We start from the raw sequence: 14,438 nt of genomic DNA, 5'->3' as shown, positions 1-14,438 counted from the left end.
CACCTCTCTGTCAACCGCTTTCTGAAGAATTTTGAAACTCAATTTCTTCAACAATTTCAAACGGTTGCCTTCCTCGGTAGCCGCTGTGTCAGTGGCTTGTCCCTCAGAAGAGATGCGCATTCTACAGGCGTCAGGAAAACTGTCAACGCGCTTTGTGAAGAAAATTCCAAAACTACGGGTTTCCACGCATTAGACCGGTCAACGATCGCACAATTTGAACAGTGTGCAACCAATATCAGCCCTTTTTCAGAGGGACCAGGCTGGACCAGCCTGACCAATAACCTCGCACCCCGAACAAAATCGCCAATAACAGGCCGTAAATCACCATTTCACCCAGATCACTTCGTGCTTGCCAGAGGAAATGAACCCAGGCAACAACCACAGCCAGATAAATCAACTTGTGCAAACGCTTCCAATAAGGCCCCAACCGGCGCATCGCACTCACTGGCGACGTTACAGCCAGCGGCACCAGACACAGGAATGCCACCGCACCGGCAATGATGTAAGGCCGCTTGGTAAAGGTGGCCCACAAATCTGACCAACCAAGAATGAATTGCAGAAAAGCCAGAACATGGAGCACCGCATAGAAGAAAGCAAACAGACCGAGCATGCGCCGGACCCGTAGCCAACCGGCCCAACCGGTCCAGCGCCTGAGCGGAGTCATCGCCAACGTTGCTAACAGGAGCTGAAAGGCGGCAAGGCCAAGCCCTTCGGTGATGGTCTGGCCGGGATCCGGCCCCACGGCTCCGCTGACCATATCCCCAGCCAGCAACAACAGCGGCAAAGAAGCCAGCGCCGCCACCAGCCAGCGAAACCCCAACAGCACCCCGGCGCTTCGACGCCACTCAATACCGAGCACCCCCGGCATTAATAGAACTTCCGCAAGTCCATGCCCTTATAGAGGTTTGCGACCTGCTCACCATAACCATTGAACTTTTCGGTCTCGATCCAGTTTGGTGAAAACAACCCCGATGGAAGGCGACGCTCCCGCTTCTGACTCCAGCGCGGGTGGTCGACCTCAGGATTCACATTGGCGTAGAAGCCATACTCACTGGGAGCAATTCGCTCCCACGTGGTTTTCGGCCGGCTTTCCTGAAACCGAATCCTGACAATAGACTTGATGCTCTTGAATCCGTATTTCCAGGGCAATACCAATCGAATCGGTGCGCCATTCTGTTTCGGCAGCGCCTTGCCATATAGGCCGACAGCCAGAAACGCCAATTCATTCATGGCCTCATCCATTCGCAAACCTTCCCGATACGGCCAATCGATGGTACTGAATATCGACTGCTGTCCCCGCATCTGTTCAGGATCCTCCAGGGTTTCAAAGTAGAGATACTTGGCTTTGGACGTAGGCTCCAGGCGCTTCACCACATCGGCAAGCGGCACCCCGACCCAGGGAATCACCATGGACCAGGCTTCCACGCACCGTAACCGGTAAACCCGCTCCTCATAGTCATGGGGCTGAAGCAGGTCTTCGAGGGCATAGGTACCCGGCTTGCCACACTCACCATCCACAATCACAGACCAGGGATCAACCGACATTGACTCGGCATACTTGGCCGGGTCGTCCTTTCCAGTTCCGAACTCATAGAAGTTGTTGTAGCGGATAACGTCTTTAAACGGGGTCTTTTCTTCCTCGGTGGAGAACTGAGGCGACCGGGTGAAATTGAGCGGCTCGCCCTGAACCGGGGCCGCCGCCGCAGACAGTAATCCGGGCATAGCGAGGCCAGCCGCGCCGGCGGCAACACCCGACATGAATCGGCGGCGGTTCAGATAGATGTGTTCGGGGGTTACATGACGGTGGGACAGCGCCCAGGAGGGGCGACTCTTGATCAACATCGAAACTCTCCGCTCAAGTCGCCCGGGCATCGGGCGCTGGTAGGGTTGACCGGAGGTTCCGCTTTTAATTCCCGGGCCACAGAGACCCGGGACTCATTACCTTACGCAGATTCCTCCGAGCTACGCTTGGGCTTGCCTCTGAACAGCGCCCGCACCGGACCTGACAGTGCATACAACAAGAACCCGGTGAATAGTACGGTCGCTGGGTCAAGCGCGATCACGACAAAGATCAGAACCACGAGCAGGATCGCCGCAAATGGCACTCGTCCACGCATATCCAGATCCTTGAAACTGCGGTACAGGATGTTGCTGACCATCATCACGCCGGTACCACCGACCACAATAATCGTCAGCAGCGTCAGCCAGGAGGACGGCTCGAATTCGTGGAAACACCACACCAGACCAGCGACGCACGCAGCCGCAGCCGGACTTGCCAGGCCGACAAAGAACTTCTTGTCGACGGAGCCAATCTGGGTGTTGAAGCGTGCCAAACGGAGGGCAGCGCCAGCCACATAGATAAAGGTTATAGCCCAGCCTACTTTACCCAGGCCATTAAGAGACCAGAAAAACGCCACCAAACCGGGTGCCACACCAAATGCCACCATGTCGGCCAAGGAATCGTATTCTTCACCGAATTTGCTTTGGGTGTTGGTCATGCGCGCGACGCGGCCATCAAGCCCGTCGAGAATCATGGACACGAAAATCGCGATAGCCGCGTTATCGAACATGCCATTGGCCGCAGACACGATGGCGTAAAAACCCGAAAACAGGGACGCTGTCGTGAGCGCGTTCGGCAAAAGGTAGATGCCCTTGCGGCGAACCGGGGCTCCCTCTACCAGCTCCTCTTCAACCACCTCACCGGCTTCCACTTCATATTCGGAAACCTGTTCGTGTTTTTTCTCCGACGACACGTTCTGGGCGTCGGTTTCGGCATTCTTTCTTTCGTCAGTCATTCCCATTACTCCGGAAAGCGTTTGGGCGGAGTATATACGAAAAACGCGGCCACCCGGGCCGCGCTTCTCAAGAACTAGTCAGAAACCCGATCAGTTCTTGTCTTTATCCACGATCTTGTTTGCAGAGATCCACGGCATCATGCCACGGAGCTTCTCACCCACGGTTTCAATCTCGTGAGCCGCGTTCTGGCGACGACGCGCCGTCATGGACGGGTAGTTGAGAGCGCCTTCAGAGATGAACATCTTGGCGTACTCACCGCTCTGGATACGCTTCAGCGCGTTGCGCATGGCTTCGCGAGACTGCTCGTTGATGACTTCCGGGCCAGTCACGTACTCACCATACTCTGCGTTGTTGGAGATGGAGTAGTTCATGTTGGCGATGCCGCCTTCGTACATCAGGTCAACAATCAGCTTCAGCTCGTGCAGGCACTCGAAGTACGCCATTTCCGGCGCGTAGCCCGCTTCGGTCAGGGTCTCGAAACCGGCCTTGACCAGTTCAACAGCACCACCACACAGCACGGCCTGCTCACCGAACAGATCGGTTTCAGTTTCGTCCTTGAAGGTGGTTTCGATGATACCGGTACGACCGCCACCGATGCCGCTGGCGTAGGACAGGGCAACGTTCTTGGCGGTGCCGGAAGCGTCCTGGAAGATGGCGATCAGGTCAGGAATACCACCACCGTTGGCGAACTCGGTGCGCACGGTGTGGCCCGGAGCCTTCGGAGCAACCATGATGACGTCCAGGTCTTTACGCGGAACGATCTGGTTGTAGTGGATGGCAAAACCGTGAGCGAAGGCCAGTGTGGCGCCCTGCTTCAGGTTCGGCTCGATCTCGGCCTTGTACAGCTGGGACTGGAACTCGTCCGGGGTCAGGACCATGACCACGTCAGCGGCAGCAACGGCGGAAGGCACGTCGCTGGTCTTCAGGCCATAGGCCTCAGCCTTGGCAATGGAAGACGAACCCGGGCGCAAGCCAACGGTGACGTCAACGCCGGATTCTTTCAGGTTGCACGCGTGAGCGTGGCCCTGGGAGCCGAAACCGATGACGGCAACTTTCTTGCCCTGAATGATGGAAAGATCGCAATCCTTATCGTAGTAAACCTGCATGACAAAACCTCTGTTATTTGTAATGGCCCTATCAGGCCATGATGTTCAATTCGTATCAATAGCCGTTACAGGCTGAGAACCTTTTCGCCGCGGGCAATGCCCGAAACACCGGTACGCACCACTTCGAGGACACCGGAGGTGCCAACCGCCTGGATAAATCCGTCGAGCTTCTCGCTGTCACCCGCCAGCTGAACGGTATAAACCGAACTGGTGACGTCAACAATCTGGCCCCGAAAGATGTCCACGGTACGCTTGATCTCAGCCCGCTGGGAACCGGTGGCCTTCAGCTTGACCAACATCAGTTCGCGCTCGATGTGGGAGCCTTCAGTCAGGTCCACCAGCTTGACCACTTCAATCAGCTTGTTGAGCTGCTTGGTGATCTGCTCGATGACCTTATCCGACCCGGTGGTGGTCACGGTCAGACGGGACAGAGTCTCGTCTTCGGTCGGCGCCACGGTCAGCGTTTCGATGTTGTAGTTCCGCTGGGAGAACAGGCCAACAACACGGGACAATGCACCCGGTTCGTTTTCAAGCAAAACAGAAATGATTCGACGCATGATTACACCCTCTCCGTTTTGCTGAGCCACATGTCCTTCATGGAACCGCGGGCTACTTGCATCGGATAGACGTGCTCAAAGCGATCAACGTAGATGTCGACAAACACCAACTCGTCTTTCATCGCCAACACTTCTTTCAGCTTGGTTTCCAGATCGGCTTTCTTGTCGATCACCACGCCCTTATGGCCATACGCCTCTGCCAGCTTGGTAAAGTCCGGCAGCGACTCCATGTAGGACTGCGAGTGACGGGACTCATAGTTCATGTCCTGCCACTGCTTGACCATGCCCAGGGCCTGGTTGTTGAGGTTGATGATCTTCACCGGGAGGTTGTACTGCTTACAGGTGGACAGCTCCTGAATATTCATCTGGATACTGCCTTCACCAGTGATGCACAGCACTTCATCGTCCGGGTGCGTCAATTTAACGCCCATCGCCGCGGGCAATCCAAAGCCCATGGTGCCCAGGCCACCGGAGTTGATCCAGCGATTGGGTTTGTCGAACTTGTAGTACTGAGCCGCAAACATCTGGTGCTGCCCCACATCGGAGGTCACGAAGGCTTCACCGTTGGTGAGCCTGCACAGCATCTCGATGACTTCTTGGGGCTTGATCACATCGTCACTGGTTTCGTAGCGCATGCCGTGGAAGGCCCGCCACTCGTCGATCTGCTTCCACCAGGCAGCAATCGCATCCGCGTCCGGCTTTTCCTTGCTTTCTTTCACCAGCGCCTGCATTTCTTTCAGCACCGCATCAACCGGCCCCACGATGGGAACGTCAGCATCCACCGTTTTGGAGATGGACGCCGGGTCAATATCGATGTGAATGATGCGGGCGCCCGGACAGAACTTCTCGGTGGCATTGGTGACCCGGTCGTCAAACCGCGCCCCGACACAGAGAATCAGGTCCGAGTGGTGCATCGCCATGTTGGCTTCGTAAGTGCCATGCATGCCCAGCCAGCCAAGGTGCTGCTTGTCGCTGGCCGGATAACAGCCGATACCCATGAGCGTGTTGGTGATCGGGTAACCAAGAGTGCGAACCAATTCGGTCAGCTGCTCAGAGGCCTTACCCAGAATGACACCGCCACCGGCATAGATGATCGGGCGGCGGGCCGCCAGCATCATGTCGACCGCTTTCTTGATCTGACCGGCGTGGCCGCGAATGGCCGGGTTGTAGGAGCGCAGCTTGACCTTTTTGGGGTACGAATACTCGTAACGCTCGTTCGGTGTGGTCATATCCTTGGGGATATCAACCACAACCGGGCCGGGGCGACCTGTGGCGGCAATATAATAGGCCTTGCGGATCACCTCGGGAATTTCTTCCGGGTGACGCACGCTGAGGTTGTGTTTAACCACCGGGCGGGAAACACCGATCATGTCGGTTTCCTGGAAGGCATCCTCGCCAATCAGTGTGGACGCAACCTGACCGCACAGCACCACCATGGGAATGGAATCCATAAAGGCGGTGGCAATGCCGGTAATAGTGTTGGTGGCTCCAGGACCCGAGGTCACCAGGACGGTACCTGGTTTTCCGGTCGCACGGGCGTAGCCGTCGGCCATATGGACCGCAGCCTGCTCATGCCTGACCAGAATATGTTTGACCTTGTCCTGCCTGAACAGCGCGTCATATATATGAAGGGCTGCACCACCCGGATAGCCGTAAACGTACTCGATCCCTTCATCTTGCAAGGAACGAATGAGCATGTCGGCGCCAGACAATAACTCCACGATTTTCTACCCTCTTCCTACGAGTGAATGAGCCGGGGTACACCCGGTTGCCTGGATTCACGGTTTCCCTGCTTCTTGTGAAAGCGGAACCGGCTGCTCCTCCACACCTTAATAAGAGGTTGTCTCATGGCCAGCCGCCCTCCTGAGGGTTGCGGAGAACGGCCAATCAACGGGTTGCAAGTAAGCAACAACCATCCCGCGACGACAGCGCGGTGCGTTCAGTGTGGTGATTAACGGGGGTTACTCGCTCGGGATTGCCTGCCGTATTGACCCCAGTCCTCAGGCAATCGGTAATTCTGACAGCGGGAAACTCCCTGTCAATAGCCGTCACGCCTTTATTGTCCCTCCATCGCACCCCGATCGCACCTCGAAAAAGACGCCGGGCGATATTGTCTTGCGAAGTTTTGAACCAAACGGAAGAAAAATACTGACACCGGTGGCATGATGTCCTTGAATACGTACTAACACCGAGACAAATCCGGGCACACAGATTTTTGATCTGCACCGGGTGCAGTAAACCTATGATGAGTGGACTCATGAATAAGAATATCCTGACGCTGAGCTTGTTACTGGCAGTATTACCAAGTGTCTCGATGGGCGCTTCTGTGTACAAATGGACTGACGAGAACGGAGTGACTCACTTTGGTGACCGCCAGCCGACCGGCGCGCAATCGGAAAAGGTGAATGTGCGGTCAGGAAGCGCCTCACCGGCATCCGCCAACCGTCCGAGCCCAACAGAACGGGTCAATGCGTTGGAAGAACGCGAACAGGAAGCAGCGGAGCAGCGACGTGAATCTGCCGCCGAGGAGGCCCGTCAAAAACAGCGCGCAGCCAACTGTTCGACCGCCCAAGCCAATCTGGACGTAATGGCCAGAAATGCTCGTATCCGGATTGAGGAAAACGGTGAGCAACGGTATTTAACGCAAGAAGAGATCGCGGAGAAGCGTGTTCAATTTGAAGAGATCGTCGCCGAGAACTGCGGGCCTGAAGAAGGCTAACAGACTGCTGACTTCAGAAAATAAATGGGGGCCGAATCAACATCGATTCGTCCCCCCCACCCTGCTTAGGCCTTCGCAAACACCAGCTCGTGATCCTGAACCGTGGCCAGGATAGTATCCCCGGGCACGAAATCTCCGCGCAGAAGTTTCTGTGCCAGTGGGTTCTCGATCATCCGCTGGATGGCACGCTTCAAGGGCCGCGCACCGTAGACCGGATCGTAGCCAACCTCCGCCAGCAACTCCATCGCGGCATCGTCCAGCTCCAGCCTCATCTCCTGATCCTTCAGGCGCTTGCCAAGCGCTTCGATCTGAATCTTGGCAATGCCCTGGATCTGATTCTCTGCCAGCGGATGGAACACCACCACTTCGTCGACCCGGTTAATGAATTCGGGCCGGAAATGGGTGCCTACCACCTCCATCACGGCCGCCTTCATGGATTCATAATTTTCTTCACCGGCTTTCTGCTGAATGATGTCCGAGCCGAGGTTTGAGGTCATCACGATGACGGTGTTCCGGAAGTCCACCGTGCGGCCCTGACCATCGGTCAGACGGCCATCCTCCAACACCTGCAACAGGATGTTGAAGACGTCCGGGTGGGCCTTTTCCACCTCATCCAGCAGCAGGACCGAATAAGGCCTGCGACGCACGGCCTCGGTCAGATAGCCACCTTCCTCATAGCCGACATAGCCCGGAGGAGCACCGATCAGCCGGGCGACGGAGTGCTTCTCCATGAACTCCGACATGTCGATGCGGACCATGGCCTCCTCGGTATCGAACAGGAACGACGCCAGCGACTTGCACAACTCGGTCTTGCCCACTCCGGTGGGACCTAAAAACAGGAACGAACCGTTCGGTCGGTTGGGGTCGGACAAACCTGCTCGGGAGCGGCGCACGGCGTTGGATACGGCTTCCACTGCCTCGTCCTGGCCAATGACCCGATCGTGCAGCGCCTCCTCCATGCGCATCAGCTTGTCGCGCTCGCCTTCCAGCATCTTCGACACCGGAATGCCGGTCCACTTAGAGACGATCTCGGCAATCTCCTCCTCGGTAACCCGGTTGCGGAGCAGCTTCATCTCCATCATTTCGGCCTGGCTGGCCATATCCAGCTGACGTTCCAGCTCCGGAATCTGGCCATACTGCAGCTCCGACATCTTGCCCAGATCGCCAGCCCGGCGGGCGTTTTCGAGATCAATCCGAGCCTGCTCCAGCCGACTCTTGATCTTCTGGGAGCCGTGCAAGGCCGCCTTCTCGGTATTCCAGACTTCTTCCAGATCAGCGTATTCGCGCTCGACACTGGTGATCACACCGGACAATTCTTCCAGCCGCTTCTTGGAGGCCGGGTCGGTTTCCTTTTTCAGCGCTTCCCGCTCGATCTTAAGCTGGATCAGACGTCGCTCGAGGCGATCCAGGGGTTCGGGCTTGGAGTCCATTTCCATGCGAATCTGGCTGGCCGCCTCATCAACGAGATCGATCGCCTTGTCCGGCAGCTGCCGATCGGCGATATACCGATGGGACAGCTTGGCAGCGGCAATGATGGCGGCGTCGGTCACCTCTACCCCATGGTGCACCTCATAGCGCTCCTTCAGCCCCCGCAGGATGGCAATGGTATCTTCCTCGTTGGGCTCACTGACCAGCACTTTCTGGAACCGGCGTTCAAGCGCGGCATCCTTCTCGATATTCTCTCGGTATTCATCGAGGGTGGTGGCACCGACACAGTGCAGCTCACCTCGGGCCAGCGCCGGCTTCAGCATATTGCCGGCGTCCATAGAGCCCTCGGCCTTGCCGGCGCCTACCATGGTGTGAATCTCATCAATAAACAGGATGATCTGCCCTTCCTGTTTGGACAGCTCATTCAGAACCGCCTTCAGGCGTTCCTCAAACTCACCCCGGAACTTGGCACCGGCAATCAGGGAGCCCATATCCAAAGACAGCACCTTTTTGTCTTTCAGGCCGTCGGGTACTTCACCGTTGACGATGCGCTGGGCCAGGCCTTCTACAATAGCGGTCTTACCAACACCGGGCTCACCAATCAGCACCGGGTTGTTCTTGCGCCGGCGCTGCAGCACTTGAATAGTGCGACGAATCTCGTCGTCCCGGCCAATCACCGGATCCAGCTTGCCCTCCTCGGCACGTTCGGTCAGGTCAATGGTGTACTTTGACAGCGCCTGCCTGTTCTCCTCGGCGCCAGCGTCGTTCACCGCGTCGCCGCCGCGGGCCTCGTCAATAGCCTTTTCCAAAGCGGCCTTGTCGACGCCCTGCTCGCGCAGCACTCGCCCCAGCGTACCGCGATCCTCCAGGGCCGCCAGCAGCATCAGTTCGCTGGAAATGAACTGGTCCTTGCGCTTTTGGGCAAGCTTGTCCGCAATGTTGAACAGACGCCCCATGTCGTTGGACATGGAGACATCCCCGGCCGAGCCCTGAACTTCCGGCAGATGCTCAAGCTCACGGGCAATGGCCTGGCGGATGCGCCCGGGCTCTGCCCCGGCCTGCTTCAGCAGCGGCTGAATGGCACTGCCGTCCTGATCCAGAAGTGCCTGCATCAGGTGCACCGGTTCAATAAAGTTGTGATCCTTGCCCACCGCAAGCGATTGAGCATCCGCAAGGGCGGTCTGCAACCGACTGGTCAGCTTATCGATTCTCATAGGTTCTGTTCCCCGATTCGTAGGTCCGGGATGTCGGCCGAGCTCTGGGCTGGGCCAACTTCCGCACTGCTTTGAGTTAAATGTAGGGGCAAGCGCGGGGACTTCAAGCGGCTAGGTCATGAAGCCATCAGGAAGTTGACCGGGATCATCCCACACGGCCACGGGTTTTCAGGGCTCGAGCCAGATCAGGGTTGCCATACGACCGGTCTGGCCGTCTCGGCGGTAGGAGTAGAATCGTTGGGGATCGGAGGCGGTGCATAGATCGCCGCCGTAAACAGCAGTGACACCCGCCTTTTCAAGCCGTTGCCGGGCCAGGCAATAAATATCAGCCATGAAATGCCCAGGGCGGGCACCGGATGCTGAAAAAGCCTCGGCGGCACGAGCGTCGGTCACCATAAACGCGTCCCGGACCTCTGGCCCCACCTCGAACTGTCTTGGGCCAATGGCCGGACCCAGCCAGGCAATTATGTCTGCTGCCGGCGCAGCGAAACTGGCAATGACCTGCTCCAGAATGCCGGCACAAAGACCACGCCATCCGGCATGGGCAGCCGCCACCTGCGTACCGGCTCGGTCACAGAGCAACACGGGCAAGCAGTCGGCGGTCAAGATGGCGCACACCTGCCCAGCCTGGGTCGTGGTGGAGGCATCCGCCTCCGGAATGCCATCAACCGGCAAGGTCACAAGGTCTGTGCCATGCACCTGGGACAACCAGCCAAAGGCACCCTGCTCAAGTGCCAATTCGCCGGCCAGCCGACTTCGATTCACGGTGACGTGTTGCGAATCGTCCTGCACATGAATTCCGAGGTTCAGCGAATGCCACGGCGGCTGGCTGACACCGCCGAGCCGGGTGGTACTGGCCGCCCGAACCCGATCAGGCGCAGGCCAGTCGGGCCGGATCAGGTCCAGCTCAGAAGTCATGGTTTTCCAGATCGTGGACATGCTTTCGCAGCGCCGTCATCAACTCCACCATGTCCTCGGGCACGGGTACCTCCCAGGACATAGTCTCTCCAGTTTCAGGGTGTTCAAGGGTGAGCTGACGGGCGTGCAAGGCTTGCCGGTTGAAAGCCGCAAGAGCTTGCCGAAGCTCTTCGGTAGTGCCTTTGGGCAAGCGCAGGCGACCGCCGTACATTGGATCGCCCACCAGGGGATGCTTCACATGGGCCATGTGAACCCGAATCTGATGAGTACGGCCACTCTCCAGCTTGCAACGAATGTGCGTGTGCGCGGCAAACCGCTCAACCAGCCGATAGTGCGTCACGGCAGACTTGCCACTGGGAACCACCGCCATTTTCTTGCGCTCACGGGGATGACGGCTAATCGGTGCGTCCACAGTTGCCCCGCCGGTCAGGGTACCAACCACCACGGCATCGTATTCTCGACCCATGGTCCGGGTCTGCAACTGGTCCACCAGGGAGGTGTGGGCAACCAGACTGCGCGCCGCCACCATGACCCCCGACGTATCTTTGTCCAGACGGTGCACGATTCCGGCCCGGGGCAGGTTCTCCACTTCCGGTGCGTAGTTAAGCAGCGCATTCACCAGGGTGCCATCGGCGTGGCCCGCGGCCGGGTGCACCACCAGGCCAGCCGGCTTGTTGATCACCAGAAGGTGTTCGTCTTCGTAGACGATATCCAGCGTGATTTCCTCGGCCTGCCAGCTCACCTGGGCCTCGGGCTCGGCATCCAGCTCCAGGCGGTCATCAAGCATGACCTTATCCCGCGGCCTGCGTTTCTCACCATTAACGGTCAGCGCGCCACTCTTGATCCAGTTTTGCAATCGCGAACGGGAATGCTCGGGCATCAGGTCAGCCGCGGCCTGATCCAAACGCCGGTCACTCAGCTCTGGCGGAACCAGAAAACTGGCGGTAATTCGATTATCAGATGACATTAAGCCCCCAGGGCCGGTGTGTGTTACGTTTTACAGAAAATTTTTAAACAATCTTTCAAACATTTTTTCAAAGAAAGAAGCACAGTCTGCACACGCGGCTTCTTCCCCGCTACAATGGCGGCTCTTTTGAACTTATCGACATTATACGGGAATCCGGCATGAGATCAGTTGTCCGTTTATTGCTACTGACCACTCTGATGGTTTTGGTCAGTGCCTGCGCCTCCAACAAGCAGGAAGAAGTACTGCCGGAAGAGACCTATTACGAGAATGCCCGGGAGGCCATGAACTCGGGCAATTTCAACGAAGCCGAGGAAAATCTCGACGCACTGGAAACCTATTATCCGTTCGGGCGCTATGCCGAGCAGGCTCAGCTGGACCTGATCTACGCCCGCTTCCAGAATCTTGATCTGGAAGGTGCCCGAGCCGCGGCCGACCGCTTCCTCCGCCTGAACCCGCAGAGCGAGCACGCCGATTATGCCTTGTTCATGCGCGGGCTGGCCTCTTACAACCTCGACCTTGGCCTGGCGGCCCGCTACTTCCCGGTCGATGTCTCTGCGCGGGATCCTGGCGAGCAAACCCAGGCCTTTCGGGACTTTTCAGAACTGCTGAACCGTTACCCGGACAGCGAGTACGTGGCCGATGCCCGCCAGCGGATGATTGCCATCCGGAACAGAATGGCGGCACTGGAACTGCACGCAGCCCGTTACTACATCAAACGTGAAGCCTACATCGCTGCCAACAACCGGGCACGCTACGTGGTTGAAAATTACCCGACGTCACCGGTGGTTGAAGAGGCCCTGATCATTCTGGCAGAGACTTTCCGCTTCCTGGATCTGAAGAAAGGTGCGCGGGATGCCATTGCCCTGTTGAAGACCAACTTCCCTGACAGCGAGGCGTTCAACGAAGACGGTGAGTTCGTGGCTGACGTTCTGAAACGGGAAGACCGGTCACTGACCAGCGTTATCACCTTCGGCCTGATGGGCGACGAGTAACCTCGCCGCCCGCCCCTGCCTCACTTGCCGCTTTTCCATCCATTGGTGATGGGATAGCGGCGATCCTTGCCAAAGCCCCGCTCAGTGATCCGCACACCAATCGGCGCCTGCCGACGCTTGTACTCGTTGATATCCACCAACCGGATTACCCGGTCCACATCGGCGCGCTCAAACCCTTCGGCGACAATGGCGTCGGCGCTGAAATCCCTCTCGACGTAGAGGTTCAGGATCTGGTCGAGTACATCGTAACCGGGCAGGCTGTCTTCATCTTTCTGGTCCGGCGCCAGTTCCGCCGATGGCGGACGGGTAATGACCCGCTCCGGAATCACCGGTGACACGGTGTTGCGATAGGTCGCCAACCGGAACACCAGGGTCTTGGGTACGTCCTTCAGCACATCGAAGCCGCCAGCCATGTCCCCATAGAGCGTGGAATACCCGACTGCCATTTCACTCTTGTTGCCGGTGGTCAAAACCAGTGAGCCAAACTTGTTGGACAACGACATCAGCAGAACGCCCCGCAAACGCGCCTGCAGATTCTCCTCGGTGGTGTCCGGGCTTGTACCTTCAAACGGCCCGGCCAGCCCAGCCATGAACGCGTCGTACATGGGCTCGATGGAGAACACGTCATACTGCACCCCGAGCGCCACCGCCTCGGCTTCGGCATCCTCCAGGCTCATGCTGGAGGTGTAGCGGAACGGCATCATCACCGCCCGAACCCGATCCTTACCCAGGGCATCGACAGCCACGGCCAGAGTCACCGCGGAATCGATACCGCCGGACAGTCCGAGCACCACCGAGCGGAAACCGTTCTTGTTCACGTAGTCCCGAACACCGGTCACCAGTGCACTGTAGACATTGGCCTCTAGAGAAGGCTCGGCCGGCAACGGCTGGGACACTGGCTGGCAATGGTGCTCACACAGGAAATCGACCGGGAACAAGCCGTTGCTGAACTGGGGTGCTTCGCAGGTGATCTGGCCGGAGTGGTCGAACACCATGGAGCCACCATCGAACACCAGCTCATCCTGGCCGCCAACCAGATTCACGTACACGATGCTGACCCGATTTTCCCGAGATTTGCGCTCCAACAGGGCCTTGCGACGCGCCTGCTTGTCGATGTCGTAGGGCGACGCGTTCAGGTTCAGGATCAGTTTGGCACCGGCGGCGGCTGCCTCTTCCACCGGGCCATCTTTCCAGATGTCCTCACAGACCGTGATGCCCACCGGGACGCCACGAATATCCAGGGTGACCACATCCCGGCCTTCGGCGAAGTAGCGCTTCTCATCAAACACCTGGTAATTGGGCGGAAAGCGTTTGAAATAGCGACCGGTTATTTTGCCTCCATCAATCACCACTGCGGCGTTGTAAAGCAGCGTTCCTTCACGCAGCGGCGCCCCGATAACAATGGCCGGTGCCAGATTCTCATTCTGCAGGCGCTCCAGCGCCTCAAACACCCGCACCTCTAGACTGGGCCGAAGCAACAGATCCTCGGGCGGGTACCCGGTCAAACACAGCTCCGGAAACACCACAATATCCGCCTCGTGCTCACTGGCGGCACGCTGAGTGGCCTCGATGATCAGGTCCGTGTTTCCGGGGATATCACCCACCAGAAAATCCAGCTGCGCCATAACCACCCGGAGTTTCTTGGGGGAAAATTGAGGGGAAGATACACTCCCGGAAACGGACATAAATCGGCTCCTGTAACTCATTGCCACGAAAAGGCTATTATAACCCCGCAAGCGCG

Annotated in this window: 12 protein-coding genes and 1 pseudogene; 2 read left to right on the top strand and 11 right to left on the bottom strand. The window is 57.8% G+C overall.

What is annotated here, in order from left to right; translation table 11 throughout:
* From FGO67_RS17160 to FGO67_RS16835, 7 genes and pseudogenes are all read right to left on the bottom strand, one after another.
* Positions 1-186 (bottom strand): annotated as a pseudogene (locus FGO67_RS17160) (hypothetical protein); the annotation flags it as partial.
* Positions 187-235: 49 nt separating this feature from the next.
* Positions 236-868, bottom strand: coding sequence for a protein-methionine-sulfoxide reductase heme-binding subunit MsrQ (locus FGO67_RS16860; RefSeq protein WP_203301812.1), 633 nt, complete (start codon positions 866-868; stop codon positions 236-238).
* Positions 868-1,842 (bottom strand): protein-methionine-sulfoxide reductase catalytic subunit MsrP, encoded by a 975-nt coding sequence (gene msrP / locus FGO67_RS16855; protein WP_203301811.1) that lies wholly within the window; start codon positions 1,840-1,842, stop codon positions 868-870. Before msrP ends, FGO67_RS16860 begins: the two co-directional genes overlap by 1 nt.
* A gap of 101 nt (positions 1,843-1,943) precedes the next feature.
* Positions 1,944-2,795, bottom strand: coding sequence for a CDP-diacylglycerol--serine O-phosphatidyltransferase (gene pssA, locus FGO67_RS16850; protein WP_203301810.1), 852 nt, complete (start codon positions 2,793-2,795; stop codon positions 1,944-1,946).
* Positions 2,796-2,885: 90 nt separating this feature from the next.
* A complete protein-coding gene (gene ilvC / locus FGO67_RS16845) occupies positions 2,886-3,902 on the bottom strand; it encodes a ketol-acid reductoisomerase (RefSeq protein WP_203301809.1) in 1,017 nt (338 codons plus the stop codon).
* Positions 3,903-3,967: 65 nt separating this feature from the next.
* Positions 3,968-4,459 (bottom strand): acetolactate synthase small subunit, encoded by a 492-nt coding sequence (ilvN, locus tag FGO67_RS16840; protein ID WP_070970156.1) that lies wholly within the window; start codon positions 4,457-4,459, stop codon positions 3,968-3,970.
* Between the two features lie 2 nt (positions 4,460-4,461).
* Positions 4,462-6,180, bottom strand: coding sequence for an acetolactate synthase 3 large subunit (locus FGO67_RS16835; protein ID WP_203301808.1), 1,719 nt, complete (start codon positions 6,178-6,180; stop codon positions 4,462-4,464).
* A gap of 536 nt (positions 6,181-6,716) precedes the next feature.
* On the opposite strand from FGO67_RS16835, the gene FGO67_RS16830 reads away from it, so the two are divergent.
* Positions 6,717-7,178: a DUF4124 domain-containing protein gene (locus tag FGO67_RS16830; protein WP_203301807.1), complete on the top strand. Its 462-nt coding sequence runs from the start codon at positions 6,717-6,719 to the stop codon at positions 7,176-7,178.
* 65 nt (positions 7,179-7,243) lie between these two features.
* Here FGO67_RS16830 and clpB read toward each other — a convergent pair whose 3' ends face one another.
* The 3 genes from clpB to rluD all read right to left on the bottom strand — a co-directional run bounded on the left by clpB (position 7,244) and on the right by rluD (position 11,705).
* Positions 7,244-9,820, bottom strand: coding sequence for an ATP-dependent chaperone ClpB (clpB, locus tag FGO67_RS16825; RefSeq protein WP_203301806.1), 2,577 nt, complete (start codon positions 9,818-9,820; stop codon positions 7,244-7,246).
* A gap of 168 nt (positions 9,821-9,988) precedes the next feature.
* Positions 9,989-10,738: a peptidoglycan editing factor PgeF gene (gene pgeF / locus FGO67_RS16820; RefSeq protein ID WP_203301805.1), complete on the bottom strand. Its 750-nt coding sequence runs from the start codon at positions 10,736-10,738 to the stop codon at positions 9,989-9,991.
* Entirely contained in the window at positions 10,728-11,705 is a 978-nt protein-coding gene (gene rluD / locus FGO67_RS16815; protein ID WP_203301804.1) for a 23S rRNA pseudouridine(1911/1915/1917) synthase RluD, read from the bottom strand. The genes pgeF and rluD overlap by 11 nt, the downstream gene beginning before the upstream one ends.
* 158 nt (positions 11,706-11,863) lie before the next feature.
* Between rluD and FGO67_RS16810 the strand changes: the two genes are divergently transcribed.
* Complete coding sequence (locus tag FGO67_RS16810) at positions 11,864-12,697, top strand: outer membrane protein assembly factor BamD (protein ID WP_203301803.1); 834 nt, start codon at positions 11,864-11,866, stop codon at positions 12,695-12,697.
* A gap of 20 nt (positions 12,698-12,717) precedes the next feature.
* Here FGO67_RS16810 and FGO67_RS16805 read toward each other — a convergent pair whose 3' ends face one another.
* A complete protein-coding gene (locus FGO67_RS16805; RefSeq protein ID WP_203301802.1) occupies positions 12,718-14,382 on the bottom strand; it encodes an NAD+ synthase in 1,665 nt (554 codons plus the stop codon).
* Positions 14,383-14,438 lie beyond the last annotated feature (56 nt).

It is taken from the genome of Marinobacter sediminum, assembly GCF_016820575.1.
Classification (GTDB): Bacteria; Pseudomonadota; Gammaproteobacteria; order Pseudomonadales; family Oleiphilaceae; genus Marinobacter; species Marinobacter sediminum.
Note: the sequence above shows the minus strand (reverse complement) of the source record. Positions and strands in the feature narration are given on the sequence as shown.